General features: G+C 52.5%; 13 protein-coding genes. 1 reads left to right on the forward strand and 12 read right to left on the reverse strand.

All coding sequences use genetic code 11. The features are described 5' to 3' along the window. Nucleotides 1-19 precede the first annotated feature (19 nt). From Q4E93_RS08745 to Q4E93_RS08775, 7 genes are all read right to left on the reverse strand, one after another. The gene (locus Q4E93_RS08745) at nt 20-874 is read right to left on the reverse strand and encodes a fumarylacetoacetate hydrolase family protein (RefSeq protein ID WP_303584352.1); all 855 of its coding nucleotides are present in this window, start codon (nt 872-874) and stop codon (nt 20-22) included. Between the two features lie 102 nt (nt 875-976). Then, nucleotides 977-3,970: a glycoside hydrolase domain-containing protein gene (locus Q4E93_RS08750; protein ID WP_303584354.1), complete on the reverse strand. Its 2,994-nt coding sequence runs from the start codon at nt 3,968-3,970 to the stop codon at nt 977-979. 45 nt (nt 3,971-4,015) lie between these two features. Further along, nucleotides 4,016-5,482, reverse strand: coding sequence for a glycoside hydrolase family 28 protein (locus Q4E93_RS08755; RefSeq protein ID WP_303584355.1), 1,467 nt, complete (start codon nt 5,480-5,482; stop codon nt 4,016-4,018). Nucleotides 5,483-5,484: 2 nt separating this feature from the next. Beyond that, the gene (locus Q4E93_RS08760) at nt 5,485-8,322 is read right to left on the reverse strand and encodes a glycosyl hydrolase (protein WP_303584356.1); all 2,838 of its coding nucleotides are present in this window, start codon (nt 8,320-8,322) and stop codon (nt 5,485-5,487) included. A gap of 15 nt (nt 8,323-8,337) precedes the next feature. Further along, a complete protein-coding gene (locus Q4E93_RS08765; RefSeq protein ID WP_303584358.1) occupies nt 8,338-9,153 on the reverse strand; it encodes a phytanoyl-CoA dioxygenase family protein in 816 nt (271 codons plus the stop codon). 37 nt (nt 9,154-9,190) lie between these two features. Then, nucleotides 9,191-10,699: a RagB/SusD family nutrient uptake outer membrane protein gene (locus Q4E93_RS08770; protein ID WP_303584360.1), complete on the reverse strand. Its 1,509-nt coding sequence runs from the start codon at nt 10,697-10,699 to the stop codon at nt 9,191-9,193. A 65-nt stretch (nt 10,700-10,764) separates the two neighbouring features. Further along, nucleotides 10,765-13,881: a SusC/RagA family TonB-linked outer membrane protein gene (locus Q4E93_RS08775; RefSeq protein ID WP_303584362.1), complete on the reverse strand. Its 3,117-nt coding sequence runs from the start codon at nt 13,879-13,881 to the stop codon at nt 10,765-10,767. Nucleotides 13,882-14,033: 152 nt separating this feature from the next. On the opposite strand from Q4E93_RS08775, the gene Q4E93_RS08780 reads away from it, so the two are divergent. Continuing rightward, nucleotides 14,034-14,906: a helix-turn-helix transcriptional regulator gene (locus Q4E93_RS08780; RefSeq protein WP_303584364.1), complete on the forward strand. Its 873-nt coding sequence runs from the start codon at nt 14,034-14,036 to the stop codon at nt 14,904-14,906. On the opposite strand, the gene Q4E93_RS08785 is transcribed toward Q4E93_RS08780, so the two are convergent. Genes Q4E93_RS08785 through Q4E93_RS08805 form a run of 5 tightly spaced genes read right to left on the reverse strand, consistent with a single transcriptional unit; the run spans nt 14,891 to nt 19,723 of the window. Beyond that, complete coding sequence (locus Q4E93_RS08785) at nt 14,891-15,715, reverse strand: sugar phosphate isomerase/epimerase (RefSeq protein WP_303584366.1); 825 nt, start codon at nt 15,713-15,715, stop codon at nt 14,891-14,893. The two genes, Q4E93_RS08780 and Q4E93_RS08785, sit on opposite strands and share 16 nt — an antisense overlap. Then, nucleotides 15,642-16,964 carry an O-antigen ligase family protein gene (locus Q4E93_RS08790; RefSeq protein WP_303584368.1) on the reverse strand — a complete coding sequence of 441 codons (1,323 nt, stop codon included), beginning with the start codon at nt 16,962-16,964 and terminating at the stop codon, nt 15,642-15,644. The genes Q4E93_RS08785 and Q4E93_RS08790 overlap by 74 nt, the downstream gene beginning before the upstream one ends. Then, nucleotides 16,939-18,069 (reverse strand): DUF1972 domain-containing protein, encoded by a 1,131-nt coding sequence (locus tag Q4E93_RS08795; protein WP_303584369.1) that lies wholly within the window; start codon nt 18,067-18,069, stop codon nt 16,939-16,941. The genes Q4E93_RS08790 and Q4E93_RS08795 overlap by 26 nt, the downstream gene beginning before the upstream one ends. Beyond that, nucleotides 18,066-19,148: a glycosyltransferase family 4 protein gene (locus Q4E93_RS08800; protein ID WP_303584371.1), complete on the reverse strand. Its 1,083-nt coding sequence runs from the start codon at nt 19,146-19,148 to the stop codon at nt 18,066-18,068. The genes Q4E93_RS08795 and Q4E93_RS08800 overlap by 4 nt, the downstream gene beginning before the upstream one ends. Continuing rightward, complete coding sequence (locus Q4E93_RS08805) at nt 19,139-19,723, reverse strand: sugar transferase (protein WP_303584373.1); 585 nt, start codon at nt 19,721-19,723, stop codon at nt 19,139-19,141. The genes Q4E93_RS08800 and Q4E93_RS08805 overlap by 10 nt, the downstream gene beginning before the upstream one ends. Nucleotides 19,724-19,872: the final 149 nt, after the last annotated feature.

The raw sequence follows: 19,872 nt of genomic DNA on the forward strand, positions 1-19,872 counted from the left end.
GGACGCGAAGATAGCAACACTATTTCACGGGCTTATAAAGAATATAGTTTGTCAGCACCCCTACTCCGTCGATGGTGATGTCCACCCTATCTTTTTCCTGCAGGGTAAATTCGTTGGGAGGCACGAGGCAGGTGCCCGTCATCAGAAAGCAACCATTCACAAAATCGGTTTCACGGTATAGCCAATCGGCCAACTCCGTCAGGCTTCTTTTCATCTGGCTTACGGGTACTTCTCCTTCATACACCTGTTTTCCATCCCGGGTGATCGTCATATGTATGACCGCGCTCAGCGGGATGGGCTCTTTCGGCACATACAGGCAGGGGCCAAGCGCAGCGCTCCTTTCATAGACCTTCGCCTGCGGCAGGTACAGCGGGTTCTCCCCTTCAATATCCCTGGAGCTCATGTCATTGCCCACCGTATAACCCTGGATATCGCCTTTCGAGTTGATGAAGAGGGTAAGCTCCGGCTCCGGCACATTCCATTTAGAGTCCTTTCTTATATAAACATATTCGCCATGCGCCGCCACACGATGAGGGAGGGACTTGAAGAACAGCTCGGGTCGCTCCGCTTCATAGACCTTGTCGTAAAAAGTAGCGCCTCCCGAGTCCTGGGATTCTTCCATCCTGGCATTGCGGCTCCGCAGGTAGGTCACGCCCGCTGCCCACACTTCCTGTGATCCGATGGGAGGAAGGATCCCTTTGTCCAGCCAATCCTTATCCTTGCTGGCAGGCATTTCTTTTTTTGATCCTGCGGCTTTTTCCAGGTAATCATACAATCCATCCCTGTTCACCAGCTCGTCCCAGGGTTGGTCCATGTGGTAATACTTCCCTGCGGCTTCCAATACGTTGCCCTGTTTTGTCCGGAATAATTTCATCAGTTAATATTTTATTTTTCAATGGCCTGATGGAACCTCGCATTCGTAGTGCTCGGTTTCATATATAAAATCGTTTAGGAAAAGCCAAGATAGCGCATTTTTCTATTCCATCACCAGCAGCCACCCTTTTCCTTTAGGGACAGGAATGGGCTCGTCTTTGCCGAAGCTGCGAGCGGTCTGGAAGTTCTTTATCTCCGGGGCTTTTATCGTGACGTGCGCCGGATCGATGCCCAGCCGCATCCAGTCGATCTTAAGGTTGACGACGGTATCCTGCCGCGCCCAGCTGGCCAGCGCTACCATGGCTTTTCCTTTTTTGAGCCAGACGGTTGCCGGTATGTCAGCCGACCCCGTCGTCACAGGGCACCCTGGGCTCCAATAGCCGATCATGTCAGTGCCCTGCATTCCGAAATCGTCCCATGCCTTCCAGATAGGCCGGGGATCTGCATTCTCCGTCCAGGGCATTCTGTTGGTCATGCCATAGACCAGTCCCCGCCAAGGATTGCCGCCGCCTTCCAGCATCTCCCCCATCAGGCCGAAAGGAATGCCGCTGACCTCCGTGAGGAAAAAATCGGGGGCATTCTTTTCGTAGTCGAAATATTCTCCGAACCACAGCCTGTTGAGGTAAGGAAAATGCTCCATATACAGGTTGCCGCTGTTGTTAAATCCATCCCTGGGGTTGTATTGGTTCGCCGAATGCAGATCGATAATGCCCGGATGCCCGTCCTGTGTCAATACTCTCTTGATCCGCTTCATCGTCACACGATCGAAAGCCACATCGTCCAGGTAGATACCGTCTATGCCCACCTGTTTCGTCAGCCAGTTCATGCCCTCTACATAATAATTATGCCACCGGCTCATCCCGCTGTTGACAACAGCGGCATCTTTTATCTCCGGCACAAACCATGCGGGAATGTAGTCTTCTCCCATGTGCTCCTGCAGCCAGCTGAAGCCGCCGCCGGCTCCTTTGGAATAGATCTCATCGCCCAGGCTCCACAACGCGGGAAGCTCCCAGGCCCTGTCAGACAGCTCGCGTACGGTGTTGTAGATCTTGACCTTCAGTCCGCGGTTGTGCGCTGAATCGATGTAAGCTTTCATCTTCTTCCACTCAATGAAAGGATAGTTTATCCAGGGATTGATGGGGGTGGCATGGTGGATATTCACCACCGTAGCGCCGGTGGCCCTGATGGTGTCGAGGTTGTCGTATTTGTGATAGAACCGGGTAGCCCATTGGAAATCCGTATTCAGCTGGTGAAAAGGCGTGATAAGAAGATTAAAATTGTAATACAGGACCTCCCCTTTCTTCATATGACGGGGACCGCTGTAATTATTCGCCAGCATGGTTTTCCCCTTGATGCCCACGTTGATGCCACCCTTGCCTTCATTGCCCCAGGAAGTGGGCAGCAGCAGGGGCTTCTGCAGGTAGAAATTAGTATTCAGCGGACGAACGTAGTGCTCGTCCCGCAGGGAGTATTGCAAGCCGGCATTTACGGAACCGATCCAGGCTCCATCCTGGTTCTTATGGGCCACATCCCATTTCCATTGATACATGGTGTCGGGTCTGTAACCCCCTTTCAACCCCAGGCCCATCATGTACCGGGCTTTGTCAGGTGCGAAAGGAATATGCATGGTGATCTCTTTAAGGTCCAGGTCCTGCAGAGCTGTAACTTTGACACGGTAAGCAAGATAGCCGTCGAATTCCAGGGAAGCGCCCACCTCCATCTGCAGCTCGTCCGCGGTGCTCGTTGCAATCCATTCTATAGTACCGGGCTCTATCCGCATAAAATGCGGTCCCGTGCCCGCCAGCCGGATGTCTTTTCCGTCTGATTGACGCGTAAAATGGAAGTGGATGTTTTCGCCCAGTAAATTATTAGGTTTAGTGGAAGTTTGGGTCATTTCAGGCGTAAAGAAAGTGCTGATCTGTTCCGGGAAACCCTGTTTGTTGACCTGGACCTGTCTTCCCAGCAGATGGATCACCGAGTCCCCCTGCATAGACAGCGGGGTATAGGGAGCGATCACTTCATTGTTTTGCGCCAGGGTGGAATTCAGCCATTTGAGACGGGTCATTTTTTCCGGATGATCTTCATTCGATGGTGCGCCGGATATCCTGATAAGAACATTTATGGATTGGCGTTGGTCACCGGTCAGCAGGATCACCGTGCCCTTGTAGGTACCGGGGGACGCGTCCCGTGGTATATCCACGCCGCACCACAAAGCCTGCACCTGGCTCTTTGGTACATTGACCTTCTTAATGAAGGGAACACCGTCATAGCCTATCCCGTTGGCGTTGATGCAAGTGATGCGTTCACTGCCTATCATTTTTCCGTCCGCGCTTTTGAGATCGCCGAATTTTATCTGCAGGTTTGTTACATCCCTGAGCGCATATATGCCCAGTTGGAAAGTAAAATATTCTCCTTTGTCTGCCTGGCCTGAGACGGCTGTATTGTGTCCGGGCCTGATCCATCTATAGGGCAGGTGGCTACGCATACGGATACTGTATTGTCTGTCTTCCGGAAAGACGAGGAAGGCCTTGCCCGGGTTTTTCGCCGTCAGCGCAGCCGTCTCACGGGCCGTGGCGATCACCTCCATCGGGTAAAAACTGTTAAAGGCGTCGATGGACTGCATTTCCATGATAGTGCAGTTGGGTGTTGCGCCTTTGACGGCGGCCGACACCCGGCTCAACCATTCCTTTGACGCGGTGGTGTCGGGTTTGAGATAAATGCCTTGGGGGTAATTGCTCCGCCCCTCATTGTGATAGGGCATGTAGTAAATATAATAAGTACCTGGCCCTGACATCGGCTGGAAAAAGATCTCTCCGTATTCGCGGTTGATGGGGCCTACGGTCTTATTGAGGACCGGCATGCCTGTTACGGCGTCCTGGATAATGATCCTTTTGGATTCCGGCCGGGCGTCTCTTCTTCTCCAGGGGATATGCGCTTTTGCGATGGCGCCCGCGGCCCCTTCGTATTTGACTACTACGCGGTGATTGCCCAGGGAATCGGCGTTCCAGCACCCGGGGCAGTTGGAGTAATGCAGTTCCTGCGCCCGTAGCAATTGAAACGCGATCAACAGGATCGAAGAGAGTAACAGTTTTTGCATGGTTGAAGATAAGGCATCATCCCCAATTTTGGAGAGCTCCGCCTTCTACTTCACCGTATTATCCGACGACTTATACTGGTACACCGCCTGTTTTTTGCCGCCACCCGGCTCCGTGGTGCTGGCCCCGCCGAATTTTGACCCATGCACATCGTCCAGCACGATGGCGGGCCGGTAATCCTTCTTTTCACAGACGAGCTTTACATTCCGGAACTCGATCTTTTCAGCATGACGGATATACGCCCCCCAGGCCGGCAGCTCGCGGAACATGGAGAAATCCGGGTAGGCAGCAACCTTCTCCGGCACTTTGTCCAGCTCATTCAGGCCGATCTTTGCAAAGAGGGGGTTACCGCCGCCGGCAAATCTGACCTCGATATTTTCCAGGAGGACGTCCGAGATCTTCACGTCGGGCATGCCGGCGATAACGATTGCAGGTGTTACGTTCCGGGGCATGTCTTCGATGGGGCCTTCATATTCATACCCCGCATCGGGCTTGCCCGCAGGGACTTCCGCGTAAACGTTCCGGATCCGGATATTCTGCAGCCGGCCTTTAAAGCCTGTCCGGCGCTCGCCGATACGGAGATAGAGGAAATTACCCGTATTATAGGATTGCAGGCTATCCACCAGCACATTCTCCAAAAATCCGCCGTCCACCGCCTCCAGCGCGATGGCCGACCGGTAAGTATCGAATATACGGTTGTTGATCATCGTTACATTCCTGAACCCTCCCAACGAGGCCGTCCCGAATTTGATGGCGTTGGCGCTGCTGCGTATGGTATTGTTACGAATAAGGATGTTATTGCAGAATTTCGAAGGGTCGTGCGATTTCAGGCAGATGCCGTCATCGTCCGCATCGATATAGGAGTTAGTAACCGCGACGGTGTCGCAGTCGACGATATCGATGCCATCGTTGTTCCAGAAAGCCTTGCTGTCCACATAAATGCTGTCGAGGGTCAGGTGGGCGCACTGGTCATAGGTCTCTACCCAGCTGGCGGCGTTCCTGATAGTGACGCCCCTCAGCAGCACATTACGGCAGCCGTGGAAATAAATGATCATGGCCCTGCTATCCGCCTCGGGGCGGTCATTACGGAAAAGGTCATTCAGCAGCCCCTTGTGGATATTCGCCGTCACATTCGCAGCCAGCTGTCTGCCTTGTCCATCGATGACGCCCTTGCCCGTGATGGCAAAGTCATGAATGTCCTGTGCGAACAGCAGCGCCGTATTCTGATGCTTGTCATAATCGAAAGGGTTGAGCGATCCCACCAGCACAGCGCCCTCTTCCAGCTGTAAAGTAATGTTAGACTTCAGATGGATGGAGCCGGTGAGGTATCTTCCCACATGGAACACCAGTCGCCCCCCTCCCTGTTTGCTGATATAGTCGATGGCAAACTGGATGGATCGCGTGTTCAGCGTGATCCCGTCATTGCGTATGCCAAATAGGGATGCGGGATAATCTTTTGCCGCCAGCAGCATCGACTGCAGGGAAAATATCGCCCATACAATGTATTTCTTCATAATTAATAGATTGTCACCGGTCCGATCAACCCCATGGATTGGATCGGCTGGTCTTTTCTTTTTTCGTTGGTCCAATATTGGGCGATGGGATTGTCTTTCAGGGTCTTCATGTAATTGCCCATCGACGTGGTGATCTTTATTTCCAGGGTATTTTTGCCCGGCTGCCATGCATCTCCCACTGCAAAAATACGGCGGCCATACCACTGTGTGCCCAGGGTTTTACCATTGAGGGCCACTTCGCTTACACCCACTACTTTACCCAGGTTCAGCCAGGAGGGCTTGCCATTCCCGGGAGAAATTTCAGTACGATAGGTCACTGTGCCGGAGAAATTCACCCATTCGGGCATGTCCTTCAGGTCCTGCAACGCAGGCAGGCTGGCAGTCGCGACAGTGCCATTGATATGATGGAATTCGGCTGTCCACGCCCCTACTGCACCGGCAGGCGTTCCGGCAACGGGCGTGGGCTTCCAGGGCAGTCCTCTCTTCTCATGATCGAACACCAGCAGCCGTGCGTCGGCGGGCCCAAGGTCAAGGGAGATCTGCGACGCTCCCGACGCAATATGCCACCGTTCGCCTGTCACCGCATCCCATATCCAGGCCTGACGGCCGGCGGCGATATCTTTGTGCAGGGTGAGGTTGAGATGAAAATCCTTGTCAATGCTGGAGTTGATAAACAGCAGCATCTCCGACTTGCCGGCCTGGTAACGGACCTGGGTGACAAAAGTATCCGGCTTGTCTATATTGACATAGGGAGTTATTCCATATTTCTGTTGAATGTCGTGGTACCACAGCAGCCAGTTTTTTTCCGGCTTATTCAGCAGGATAAATCTTTCCGGGAAAGCCTTCATCTTACCTACCCAGGACTGCACTTCCGCATCCCTGCGAACATGATCATTCCAGCCCAGGCTCCTGTCGGGCGTCGTGTCGACGCAGAAGATCCGGCCTCCGGCAACGATGAAATCGTGCAGTTTCTTCACTGTGACAGGCTCCATCCTTTCTACGCGTACCAGGAAGATCGTATGGTATTTGCGGGGGCCGTAATGCATCCAGCCATCCTTCATCTCTGCATCCCGGATGACTTCTTCGGAGACATAATCACATGCATTCCCATTTTGGTGTATGGATTCCCAGATAAAGGTCACCCATGTGGGATACATCAGGCTGGGGAAAGGCTCGTTCTGGGCGCCGAAAAGGCTCCACATGTCGGCCACGGGAGGAAGGACCGCAATGTCGGCAAACATGTCACCCTGCTGCAACAGGGCGGACATCCGGGCCTTATAGTCGGTGAACCGGCGGAAATAGGGCCACCAGGTATTCTTTTCATTGAAATACGTGCCATAGCGGATCCATCCCGGGAAGGGCGCACTTGGGGGCGAATAGTTGAAGCCGTGGAATACAGGATGCGTCACCCCGGAGATAGTGCTCTGATCCCCGGCTAGCTTCAGGATCTCCAGCGTATCGTTGAAGACCACGTCGGTATTGGTAAGCTCTTCACAGCTGACGAGCCGTTTGCCTTTCAGGTGAGCGGCGGAAGATACGTATTTGTTGATCATCGTATAGGCCCTGCCCGTACGATAGTCGGAATCGCTCAGCTCTTTGCCCAGGCCGTATTTGATCCACGTCTCGCATTCGGGCAGGTCTACGTCAAAGCTGCCTTCCAGGGGAAAATAACCCCGGCCATAGGCCTGCACGCGGGACAGGACCTTATTTTCCTTGCACCAGCCGGTGAAGCTGCGGATGAATCTTTCACGGATCAGCTCCGATTTGGTGAGGTCGAAGTCATAGCGAACTCTCTCGACCCTGTCTTTCAGCTCGGGGCCGAACTCGGCGCCATAGTTGAAATCGAAGATATTGCCCATACCGCCTGTCTTGAACATGGTCAGCGGAAGGTAGGGCATGGGGTCATATCCTCTCCTTTTTTTAAATTCATCCATCATGTCGGCGCACCAGTTGGCGCCTTCCAGCTCCATGCTGTCCGTGAAAAAACTGCGGATCTGACCCGCCAGCGGTCCCATCCGTTGCTGGATGGAGTCAGACATGTGGTGAAGGTATTTCTTTACAGCAGCCTCATTATAGTGGTTGAGCACAGGCCCGTTGGCGCCGGGCGCGCCGTTGATGACTTCCATCGATCCGGTGACTTTCACCAGTCCATACAGTACGTATTTGCCTGCCGGTATGTCCACCTTGATCGTGCCCTTGGAAATCTGTGAGGAAAGGTCGACGATCTGGTCCATCCGTTCCAGGTGGGCAGGCATCAGCTGCGCTGACAGCAGCTCCATGGTCCTGCCGGGGAAAACGGAGGTTACGGCGGGATCGGCTTCTGCAAAAAGAGCAAAAGGAGAGACTTCGAAAAATTGGGGTCCTTCTATCTTCACGGCAGCGATCACCACTACTTGTGAGCGTTCTTCCCCCTCCAGGTATTCGGCGCCGAAAGGCCAGCCGGAGCCAACGATGAGGTCGCAGGTGAGACCGATGGCTGCCGCTTCCTTCAACGTGAACTGGAGGAGGTCAACCCATTCGGGACTGAGCCACTGGATGGCCGGCTTGCCCAAATCGTCCGTCCTTAAAGGGAATTTAATGGGATTGATCTCCACGCCGCCGATGCCGGCGTCCTTCATCAGCCGCAGCTCACGGGCCAATTCTGTCTTCTCTACCTTGTCGCCATTCCACCACCATCTTACAAAAGGACGGTGGATGGTGGCGGGATCTTTAAAAAGCCGGTACAGGTCAGGGTCCGGAGGGCTTAGGGGAAGCTTGTTTGCCTGCACCGGCAACATTTTCATCAGGGTGAGGCCGGTGGTCACCAGTGACCCCTGCCAGAGGAATGCTCTTCTCTTCATTGGATTGTTAATAGATCATTTGTGATAAATCAGCGGATTTTGCGCATTGTTGTTCAAAGGGTCCCCCATTTTCAGTAGTTGCACATAGGCGTCCGGAAGTACATTGGGCTGTCCATTGTACACATTGCCGTCAGGCATATAGGCACAGGTCATAGCCCGCCGGTGACCGTTGGACATATTCGCCCCTGCCCCATGGATGGTCAGGCCGTTGTGGAAGCTGCAGCTGCCTGCTTTCATGGGCGCCGCCACCGAAGATACTTTAGCCAGCTGAGGATACACGGAAAAAATTCCGTCCATGTTCTTTCCGATACCGCTGTTGTCAAAACGGGTGGTATGAAAGGAGCCCGGGATAAAATAAAGACAGCCGTTCTCCAGGGTGGCGTCATCCAGGGCGACCCAGATAGAAAGGGCCCGCCTGTCCGTAAAGGACCAGAACGGCGTATCCAGGTGCCAGGCAGTCGGATTGGCCCAGGGGCGTTTGAACAGCGCCTGGTCATGCCAGATACGGATGCCCTGGACGCCAGCCAACTGCGCCGCCATCTGCCCGATCCTGGGGTCCAGCATCAGCTTTTTAACGCCGTCATTCGTCTGCCAGAGATTGATCAACTGATCGAAGACCTTTCCAAAGTATTCCGTGTCGTCATTGATCCCGTCATCTTCTCCTGTCTTTAGTCCTTTGCCCGGCATTTTCAGACCGCCGCGTTCATTCACTGCCGCCATGACGACAGACCGCCAGTTCTCCAGCTCGTCGGGTGAAAGAAAATCTTCGATAACGATAAAGCCGTTCTGTTGGTAGCTGCTTACCTGTTCGGCGGTGAGTTCGTATTTCATATTTTGTCGATTGTAGAGGGTATGCCTTACTTACAGACTAATAACCGAGATTTTGGATAAGCCTGGTGTTGTAGGTCATTTCGTAATTGGGGATGGCATATACCAGCCTGTTGGCAGTCACGTTGTAGGCATTGGCGGAAATATATCCATATTTCTGTTTCTGCAATACCCCAAACGCAGTCATTACAGGAATAGCCTTATCTGTACGGACCAGGTCAAACCAGCGCTTGTTCTCAAAAGCCAGCTCTACCCTTCTCTCATGGGCTATGACATCACGGAGCGCATCTCTATTCGTTTCAGAAGACGCGGCCAGGCCGGCGCGTGCTCTCACCTTGTTGAGATAGGGCAGCGCGTCACCGGGTTTATTGTCCTCGTTCAAGGCCTCCGCCAGCAACAGCAGGACATCGGCATACCGGTAAACAGGCCAGTTCTGATCCGTATTGCGCAACGCATTGTAATAGGGAGGGTCCAGGTATTTCCTGATGAATATCCTGGAGACTGTCCCGGGCGTGCTGGGGCTGAGAATGCTGGATACACTGTCCGGAATATAGGTCCCCGTTGCATCCAAATGCCCTTTCACATATCCGATGCTAGCGTCCAGGCGTTGGTCGCCGGCCTCATACTGGCTTACCATATCATCGGTCGGCGTGTTGAAGCCCCCGGCCGAGTTGGCGAAATTGATGCCCAGATAGGCGCTCGTGCTTTTGGCCACCGGAGTGAAGTAGTAAATGAACATGCTGGACTGGCCATCCGTGCCAGACTTATATTGGATCTCGAAAATAGATTCCTTGCTGTTCTCCGTAGCCTGCTTGCACAAAGTTTTATAATCGGGCAGCAGGTCATAACCCATGGTAGTGACAGTGGAAAGGATGTCACTGGCCTTCGTCCATTCTTTCCGGGTCATGTACACCATACCCAGCTCCGTTGCTACCATGCCTTTGGTGATCCTTCCCACCTGTGGGAAAGAGGGAGGCTTCAGCTTGCTCAGCGCATCCGTCAGATCGGATATGATCTGTCCGTACACACTGTCCACATTACTGCGGCTCATCTGGCTGCCAGCCTGGTCCTTGACCTCATGCAGGTACAGGGGCAGCGCGCCAAATAACCTTACCAGCTCAAAATAGTAGTGTGCGCGCAATGCTTTTGCTTCTCCGATCACCTGGGACTTCACCGAATCAGTGATCCCCTTCGCGATCTCCAGCCTGTCCAGAATGACGTTGACACGCTGGATCCCCTGATAGTCCGCCCTCCATACCGTGCTGATCACGCCGTTGCCTTTATCATCCATGAAGTCTGCAAGCTGTTCGTATCCTGCACCACCCCTGTCCTGGGCATTGTAGAAATATTCTGTATTATCCGAGCGCATCTCTTCCATATAGAATGCCGCGTTGGCTGCATCGCGCAGGGGCACATACGCGCCTACCACGGCCTGCTGAAAATCCCGGTCCGTCTTATAAAATGTGCTCAGGTTGATCGCTCCGTCAGGGTACAGCACCAGGTAATCCTTCTTACAGGATGACACTGCCAGGGCAGCGATTGCAATCATCGTTAAATATATTCTCGGTTGCATATTATACTATTATACTGTAATGAATAGGTTTGGGTGACAGATCAAAAATTAACGTTTGCGCCGATCATGATCGTCCTTGGCAGCGGATAGGAACCATTGTCCAACCCTGCCGTCGTCTGACTGTCCTTGTTATCGTTGACTTCCGGGTTCTGATTGGGATACTTTGTGAAGACGAAAGCGTTCTGAACGCTGCCGTATACGCGTACGCTCTTAATGTACTTCAATGTATTTTGTTTGAAAGTATAACCCAATGCTATATTACGTATAGTCAGATAATCGCCGCTCTTTACCCAATTGGTATTCGTAAATCTATACAGCTCGGTGCCACTACCCTTCGTCCGGGGTACCAGGCCATTGCCCGGATTGGTGGGCGAACGCCACCTGTCAGCCATATTCCGGTTGATATTGAAGATACCGTCCAGGTTCTGCAGGTTCTGGTTGTTGATGTACATCAGCTTGTTGCCAGTCTGACCGGAAGCGATGATATTCAGGTCCCAGTCACCATAGGTGAGGTTATTGGAGATCCCGAAGATCATCCGGGGGCTCGTATTGCCGATGAAGGTCCTGTCACTGATGTTGATGACGCCATCAGGAGTAACGTCCTTGTATTTCACCGTCCCGATGTCGCTGCCGTTCTGTTTTGCGCTCTTGTCGAGATCCGCCTGGTCCTTGTACAATCCCTGGAATACATAGCCATACAGCTCCCCGATGCGATGGCCTTCCGCCGTACGGTTGTAATCGTTGTAAGTGCCGGTGCCTCCAATGGGCTTATGGTCCACCATATAGATCACCCTGTTGTCATTCAGGCTGATGTTGAAGTCGGTCGTCCAGGTGAGCTTGCCCGTCATATTCTTAGTGCTGACGGTAAACTCATGTCCCCACATCCGGAAAATGCCGATGTTCGCAGACAAAGAAGAATAGCCCGATCCGAAAGCCAGTGGCAGGGCAGCCAGCATGCCTTCCGTACGTTTGTTGTAATAGTCGTAGGAGAAAGTGATCCGGTTGTTCAGGAAGTTGGCTTCCAACCCAATGTCCGTTTGTTTTGAGGTCTCCCAGGTCAGTTGGGGATTGCCCAGCGTGGTGATGGACTCTCCTATGGTGGTGGTATTCCCGAAAACATAGGGAGTGGACGTTATATTGGAGATCGTCGTATAATTACCTACGTTGAAGTTGCCTGTCAATCCATATCCTCCCTTGATCTTCAGGTAGGAAAATGTGTTGGATTTTGGAAAGAACCCTTCATCGCTGAGGATCCAGCCGGCAGATACAGCAGGGAAAGTCCCGTATTTAGTGTATTGACCAAACCGGGAGCTGCCATCCCGGCGAATGCTACCGGAGATGAAATACTTTTTCTGGAAATCATAGTTCAAGCGGGCCAGCGCGGAAGCAACGGTCCAGGCGGCGCTATTGGTAGAACCGGAGGTGGTGGTGGCCCCGCTGACAACCGTCACGGCGTCATTGGCAAAACCCGTACCCTGGACATAGCGGCTGTGCTGATTAAACTTCTGAGAGGTATAGCCCACCAACGCTTCAAAGCTGTGATCACCGATCTGCTTGCTGTAGGTCACCGTATTCTCATTCAGCCAGGACATGGAATTGCTGCTGGTGCTGACGGCGGTGGAAGCGGCGGGATCCCTGTAAGGTACGGAGCCAAAGGCGCCATACCAGGTACCATAGTAAGTATTGAAGTCAAACATGACAAAGTCTCCGTTGATGGAGCTCCTGGCATGCAGCCCCTTGACGGGCTCGATGTCGATGTAAGCATTGCCCAGCACCTGCAGATTGTTTTGGTTATTATTCATCTTCTCCATCTGCATGAGATAGTTCGGCAGCGTGTACATATGGGGAGAGCTCGCAGAAAGATTGTAAGAGCCGTCGGCCTTATGCGGGGAGATCAGGGGTGAGCTGATCATGGCGCCGCTGAGGATCTGCCGGTTGCCGTTGATCGCCAGGGCCCCCTGGCGCGTATTGTGGTCCAGCTGATAGGTGGGGGCGATATTCAAACCGATCTTCACCATGTCAAAAGGTTTGTATTCGTTATTGCTCCGGAGAGAGTACCGCTTCATCCCCGTGTTTATCAATACGCCCTGCTGGTTGAAATAATTGAAGGTAGTACTGGAAACAAATTTTTCAGAGCCGCCGGAGACATTGATAGCGTAATTCTCGATGGGCGCCGTCCTTAACAGGGCGCCATACCAATCCGTCCCTTTGCCATATTGCTCGGGATTTTGGTATTCCACCGGGATGGTAGGCGGAGTAGCACTGGTATAATCGTGATACGTGATCATGTCCTCATAGTATCCTTTCATGAAAGTGGCGAACTCACGTGCATTCATCACGTCAGGCCTCCCTCTTTGGGGAACACTTTGCAGGCCATAATAGATATTGGCCGAGACGGAGGTCTTACCCACTTTGCCCGTCTTTGTAGTGATGAGGATAACGCCATTGGCGGCACGGCTGCCGTACAGCGCAGAGGCGGCGGCATCCTTCAATACCGTGAAGCTTTCGATCTGGTCGGGACTGAGCAGGTTGATGTCGCCGGCCCCGTTGGCGTCACTATTGATCGGCTGCCCGTCGACTACCACCAGCGGTTGATTGCCCGAATTCAGCGAAGCTGCCCCGCGAACACGGAAGGTCATGCCCTGGCCCGGCAAACCACTGGTCTGGTTGAGTTGCAGGCCAGCAACCTTACCCTGGAGCTTCTGTCCGAACTCGGCGGCAGGAACGTCCTGCACTGCCGCGGCATCTACCTTGGTCACCGAACCCGTAATATCCCGTTTGCGCTGGCGGCCATAGCTCACCGTCACCTGTTCCAGGGTATTGTCCGCCGTCTCCAGCGTGAGGGACAGATCGGACTGTCCGCTGGCCTTCACTTCCAGGGATCTGTAGCCGACATGGCTAAAGGTCAGGGTAGCGCCAGCCTTTACTGAAAGGGAAAAATGCCCTGTGGCATCCGTTGTAACGCCGCCCTTGGCGCCTTTCACCTGTACAGTAGTACCTGACAGGTCCGCGGATCCGGCGCCCAGGTTCACTTTTCCTGACACCGTCACAGTAGTCTGTGAAAAACCCGCCATCGTTAAGAAAAATAAGAAACAGCTAAGCAGAAATATGCTGCGAAGACCCGGCAGCAACGGGTTTGCGTGCTTGTTGACATTCATATAACAGCCGTTTTGGTTTGTTGAGAGTGAAAAATAGAGCCTTAACCGGCTCAAATATATCCCCAGAATACCCTGAGGCCTATGTAGATTTTTTTTTACTTTTTGTACTTTTTGATATTTTTCCGGAGAATCAACCCCTCACTGACCTATCAATGCACAACTATCATAAATACCTTGCCATCACCCCCCTGGAAGAATCCTGGGGCTTTTATGTAACGACCGTAGGCTATTCGCGCACCGATCCCAACCAGGTCTATCCGCACAACCAGGAGCATCCGCTGACCCATTCCTTCACCTGGAATAAGGGGCGTATCCTCAATGACTATTATATAATATTTATCTCCAAAGGCCAGGGCGTCTTCGAGTCGGCGCTCAGCCAGCCTACCCCGGTTACGGCCGGCACCTGTTTTTTTCTCTTTCCCGACATCTGGCACCGTTATAAGCCGGACGAAGGAACAGGATGGGAAGAATACTGGATAGGTTTCAGGGGCGGCTATCCGGACCAGTTGATGAATAAGGGTTTTTTCAGCGCTCAATTCCCCCTGGTCAGTCCGGGACTCAATGATGCGCTGTTGAGCCTCATGCAGAAAGTCCTGGAGAATGTCCGCTCCGGCACTCCTGGCTATCACCAGGTGATATCTGGCATTACCCTGCAGATCCTGGGGTTGATCCATGCGCTATCGACGCATAAGGAACTCGGCAGCGATGTGGACGAACAAGCAGTGGAGAAAGCAAAATTTTTCCTGCGGGAGAACCTGGAAGGTTCGCTGGATATGAAACAGCTGATCCGGGAATTGCCGATGAGCTATTCAAAGTTCAGGAAGATGTTCAAGCAGGCGACGGGAGAATCGCCCAATCAATATCATCTGAATATGCGGCTGGACAAGGCACGGGAGTTGCTGAACACCACGAACCTGAATGTAACGGAAGTGGCATATAGCCTGGGCTTCGATTCGGTGTTCTATTTTTCCAAGCTTTTTAAGAAGAAGAATGGCATCAGCCCAAAATCCTACCGGACCAAATAGCCATACCTTTGCCTGAGCAGATCCTTCATAAATACATTGATCTCGAACTGATCCGCCACCGGCTCGTTCTTAAAAGGTATCTTAGGCAGATAAGGAGGGGGGCCAAACTCCGTGGTAAAGGTCAGGAGCTTCGCCCCTGCCCGCCGGCGTTGCTCCACCATCCTGTCCCACCAGCCCAAAAAATGATCCAGCGCATATTTCCATTCCGGGGCCCGGGGATCGGGTATCTGCGGACCCTCTTCAAAACCCACGCGCGCATGGATATGGCGGGTACGGGCAATAGCCTGCTCCAGCGGTGACTGGAAATTCTCCAGGAAACTCTCGGAGACGCACACCCAGTGGGAGAGATCGGCAGTGATCATGAGGTCCTCCCGGGCGTCGAAATAATCCTGCATGACACCCGGATGGAAGCCTACCCGGCCACGATGCGTCTCATGCGCCACTACCAGTCCATTCTTACTGCTGAACTCGGCGGCGATGTCTATCAGCTCCAGATTTTGGCGGAGAGAAAAGTAATCCTTGCCCGTATGGCTATTGATAAGAATAGGTTCGCCCTGCGCGCTGAACTCTAAATAATGACGGAAAGACTCCTTGAAAGCGTCGAAGTCGACGCCATGTGCCTGGTGTTGATGGGACACCAGCACCAGCTCTTCCTTCTGTAAGGCGTCGAACAGCTGTCGCTGGACGGCGGGATTTTCAGGTATCCATGTATCAATACCGTCATAGCCGGCCTTCTTAATCTCGTGGCAAAAGACGGTAATATCTACGTGTTCGTGTCCCCACAGCGGAGCCAGTATTTTTATTTCCATGCGTAAATATACTCTCGCAGACCGGTTTGGGCGTAAAAAACACAAAAAAGAAACTGAAAAAAAATATGCCCTTATTGACATCCAGGATATTTTCCGCGAACGATACACAGGTGATGATGAGTAGAAAAGCCAGGAGGTAAAGGTCTCTTCGTCGCCAGGCTTCTTTAAATCCCAGGATCAATGTCCCCATGTACCACAGCATGCCGAACAGACCCGTCCTTAGCCAGAAGCTAAGGAATTGGTTATGCGCATTCAGGCTGTATGTATAGGATATCACCAGGTTATGGACTGCATATCTTTCCTTTAGCTTGTCTGTTTCCGCTCCTGTGCCATACCCTATCCAGGGGGATGCGCGTATCAGCTCCCAGGCACACTGCCAACGCGCCATCCGCGGCTCCGGATCCTCTACGGCGCCCGTGTCGGATCTGAGGTCCTGTTTCAGCTGCAGCATATAGCGGGAGTGGAGATGGTTGTTCCGTGATACGGCAAATACGGCCATCACGGTCAGCGTAAAGGTCGCAATAAAGAGACGCAGGCGGGCCCTGCCATTCGTCAGCAGAAAAGGAATAAGGATGTTGACAATGATGACAACTGCAATGCATACGGCCCTGGACGCGAGCTGCAGGATCGTAGCCAGGCAAACCAGGATGGCCACGCTATAAATGAGCTGTACGGGCTTCCTGTTATTTTCGCGCAGGGCCAGATCCGCCAGTACCACCAACGACAGCGCCAGGTAAGCGGAAAAATAAGTGGCATGCAGGTCGATCGGTTCCGTAAAGTGATGGTTCATATACGGCTTGGTATAAAACACCGTCAACGGCAGGTGAAGAGCATAAATGGTGTGAAAGGCCACACCATATAAATACACCGCGGTCAATACACAGGAGAAAGCAAAAGCTTTCATCAACTGCAGGCGGTAACGCTGCCAGTCCAGTCCCGAAAGCCAGGTGATCAGCGGAAAGAGGACCAGGGCCAATTGCTTTTCCCACTGCGGGAACGCCTGTGAAGGTTTGGGTGCATAGAGGGTCCCAGCCATGGTCAGTAAGAAGATGACCACTGTTAGCCAGCCTATCCACCTGAAAGACCATCTAATCGGCCGTTGCACATGGAACAGCGTATGGGCTCCCAGCCCGATGAGCGCCAGCTCGCTGTACAGCCTGTCGAAAGGCAGCATTACCAGAAACGCCAGCAAAAAATAGTAGCTGATCTTATTAGCTGGCGTATCATCTATATAGAATATTTCTCTCATGATTCCGAATGGATAAGCTGTAAAGGATAAAACGTTCGTATCGGGCAATGATCTCAGGCCAGGTAAAGTGTACCTGTATCTTCTCTCTGTTGCGTCGCTTTATGGTCCCGATCGCTCCGGAGGCAGGTCCGCGCTCAATGAGGTCAGTGATATCCTCTTTATTGGAGAAGTATAATGCATCTTCTCCCAACACCTGCCTGTTAAAGGCGTTGTCATGAGCGGCGATCAACGCTTCGCTGGCCATGGCCTCCAGGAGTGACGGGTTGGTGCCGCCTGTGCTATGGCCATGAAAATACAAATGGCAAAACGCCTTCAGGCAATGCGTCTTCCATTGGTCGTAAATCCCCCCGGTGAAACGGATGCGCTCGTCCTTTCCGAACTTTTTCCTCAGGTATTTGCCGAATCCGTTGACAGTATCCCCCACTACCAGGACCGGCATTACCGTTCTGCTCTTCATATATCCGTCAAGAATAGTTTCCAGGTTATTTTCCGGCTCCATGCGCGCCATCAGCAAAAAGTAATTTCCCGGCTCTATGTCGTATTCGTGCAGGACCGAGGGATCCGCCGGACCGAATAGCTCCGCGCCATAGGCGATATATTCTGTAAGGATGCTATACTTCTCCTGAAAATAATGTTGGATCACGGGAGAGTCGGCGATGTGAAGGTCACTATACTTCACAGCCAGCTTTTCCGCATATAGCAGGAACCGGCGGGTCATGGGGGAATACTTCGTACGCTGCCATTCCAGCCCATCGAGATTACAGATGACCATACTGTCTTTGGGATACAACATTCCCCAAATGGAGCTGCTGGTATATCCCAGCTGCAGGATGACATCGTATTTTCTCCTTCTTGCATCGATGAGGCAATTGAGATCATAGACAAACTGTCCCGCACTGCCAAGAAAATATTCCGCGTCATAGCAATGGCGGATGTGCACGCCTTTCCATGTCTTTTCCCGGTAGGGATGATGGTGTGAATTGTAGACGGTGACGTCATATCCAGCCTTCACAAGGCCGGGCGCGAGGTATTCGGACAGCTGCTCGAATCCGCCGTAATGGTTGGGAATACCTCTCGTCCCCAGGATCGCGATGCGCAAGCTCATATAGCCTCCATGATTTGATCGTAAGCACGGGCTATACAGGCTGCCGCACGGTCCCAGGTGTAATCCGTCAGGATCTTCTCCCGCAGGTCTGGTCGCAGGCGGGCGTGTGCCGCACGATCCACTGCATGATAAATGGATGCCGGACTGGAAGGATCACAATAAAAAGCATGGTCGCCATAGTATTCCCGGGTATAGCCCTTGTCCGTGATCACGATATTGCAGCCCATTGCGCCGGCTTCCAGCGACGATAGCCCGCAGGTCTCAAACCAACTGGGCAGGATATGTACTTTTGCTTTCTGGTAATATTGCACCAGCTCTTCCTGTGGGGTATAGTCTATGAACTGGATGTTGGTGGCGGCGATCTTCCGGCATTCCCGGTAATAGGCGGACTGTCCGGGCGCGTGGTCCCCGATGATCAGCAGCTTATATCGCGTATTATTAAGCGCCTTTATAAGATTAAGCTGGTTTTTGATACCTTCTATCCTTGCAACACAGATCACCAGGTTGTCTTCCTTTTCCTGGCTGTCATCGAAATTGAAGAGGGAAGCATCCGCGCCATTCGGTACAGGTATACATCCGATGGAACAGTGATACTGCTGCACCAGTCTTTTATACTCCATGACCGACCCGGAAAACACCAATGCCGCTCTATCCAGGATCTCCCGGACCGAACGCTGCTGCCCCTTCCATAGATATGCCTTGGACATGAGCTTGTCCCTCCCCTGCAGATAGCGACCCATGGTCTTCAGGTATTCGATGGCGTCGGCGGACAGCAGCCTGCATATGAACCCCGGAATTCCCTTCCTGTATTGCTTATCATACCCGCTGTAATCTATCAGTAAGGTGGAGACGACAAAGGGCTTGCCCGACCGCCGGATATGGTACAACATGTCGGCAGGCCGGATGATGTTGAAAAAATGCAGCAGATCATACCGGTCGTAATCGATCTTTTCATGCGTCAGCCGGATATCCACCCGTATACCGAGCTCCTCCAGGTGGCGCGCCGTTTGCAGTACCTGGAAAGTATCTCCACCCTTCACAGAATACAGGGTCGACCGAGCGATAAAAACTACCTCCATATCCCTATTTTTTGAGTGAAGAAAATGTGCGTCGTCCTCCGGAGAATACGGAGATCCATGAACAAACTTGCGTTTCGCACATAGAACGCATCCCATTGGTAGCGGGAAAAGATCGTCTGGAAATCTATCCCCATGTCGTGAAATCCTTTTACCTGTGACAACCCGGTGATGCCCGGCTTTACAAACTTCCGGAAGTCGTGCCCGGGCACTAAGGCGGAAAAACGGTGATCATCTTTCAACATATATGGTCTTGGCCCTACGAGGCTCATCGAGCCCAGCAGGACATTCAGGAATTGAGGCAGCTCATCCAGATGGGATACACGGAGAAATCTTCCGACGAATGTAATTCGTGTATCGTTCTCCGCGGCGGGATTTTCGTCGGCCTGACCGTTGACAACCATGGTGCGAAGTTTATAACAGGTAAAGACCTTTCCTCTCCTGCCGATCCTTTTCTGCAGGAAAAAGACCGGGCCGCGCGAATCCAGTTTGATCAGTACGGCCAAGACCGGCAGCAACCAGCTAAGTACCAGTCCAATTACCAGGATGGAACAAGTCAGGTCCAGTACTCTCTTCATCACCAGATACTTTTTTTCCAGGGTTTTCACCATCTTTTTAGAGTTCAGTAGCAATTAATAGTTCAAACGCAGCAGGAAAAGCGGCGGTTGCCCCCCCATCTCTTTTATTTACTAAGCAACCCATACCTGTTCAGGCCCGTTTTATCCAC

Origin of the sequence: Flavitalea plasmicola (genome assembly GCF_030546645.1) — a bacterium.
Taxonomy (GTDB): Bacteria; Bacteroidota; Bacteroidia; order Chitinophagales; family Chitinophagaceae; genus Puia.

Bases quoted from the DNA above. Each gene is read 5' to 3' on its own strand.
- Q4E93_RS08770 (WP_303584360.1), bottom strand. From the start codon at position 10,699: ATGATTGCAATCGCTGCCCTGGCAGTGTCATCCTGTAAGAAGGATTAC.
- Q4E93_RS08785 (WP_303584366.1), bottom strand. From the start codon at position 15,715: ATGGAAATAAAAATACTGGCTCCGCTGTGGGGACACGAACACGTAGAT.
- Q4E93_RS08795 (WP_303584369.1), bottom strand. From the start codon at position 18,069: ATGAGCTTGCGCATCGCGATCCTGGGGACGAGAGGTATTCCCAACCAT.
- Q4E93_RS08805 (WP_303584373.1), bottom strand. From the start codon at position 19,723: ATGAAGAGAGTACTGGACCTGACTTGTTCCATCCTGGTAATTGGACTG.
- Q4E93_RS08760 (WP_303584356.1), bottom strand. From the start codon at position 8,322: ATGAAGAGAAGAGCATTCCTCTGGCAGGGGTCACTGGTGACCACCGGC.
- Q4E93_RS08750 (WP_303584354.1), bottom strand. From the start codon at position 3,970: ATGCAAAAACTGTTACTCTCTTCGATCCTGTTGATCGCGTTTCAATTG.
- Q4E93_RS08745 (WP_303584352.1), bottom strand. From the start codon at position 874: ATGAAATTATTCCGGACAAAACAGGGCAACGTATTGGAAGCCGCAGGG.
- Q4E93_RS08765 (WP_303584358.1), bottom strand. From the start codon at position 9,153: ATGAAATACGAACTCACCGCCGAACAGGTAAGCAGCTACCAACAGAAC.
- Q4E93_RS08790 (WP_303584368.1), bottom strand. From the start codon at position 16,964: ATGAGAGAAATATTCTATATAGATGATACGCCAGCTAATAAGATCAGC.
- Q4E93_RS08800 (WP_303584371.1), bottom strand. From the start codon at position 19,148: ATGGAGGTAGTTTTTATCGCTCGGTCGACCCTGTATTCTGTGAAGGGT.
- Q4E93_RS08755 (WP_303584355.1), bottom strand. From the start codon at position 5,482: ATGAAGAAATACATTGTATGGGCGATATTTTCCCTGCAGTCGATGCTG.
- Q4E93_RS08780 (WP_303584364.1), top strand. From the start codon at position 14,034: ATGCACAACTATCATAAATACCTTGCCATCACCCCCCTGGAAGAATCC.
- Q4E93_RS08775 (WP_303584362.1), bottom strand. From the start codon at position 13,881: ATGAATGTCAACAAGCACGCAAACCCGTTGCTGCCGGGTCTTCGCAGC.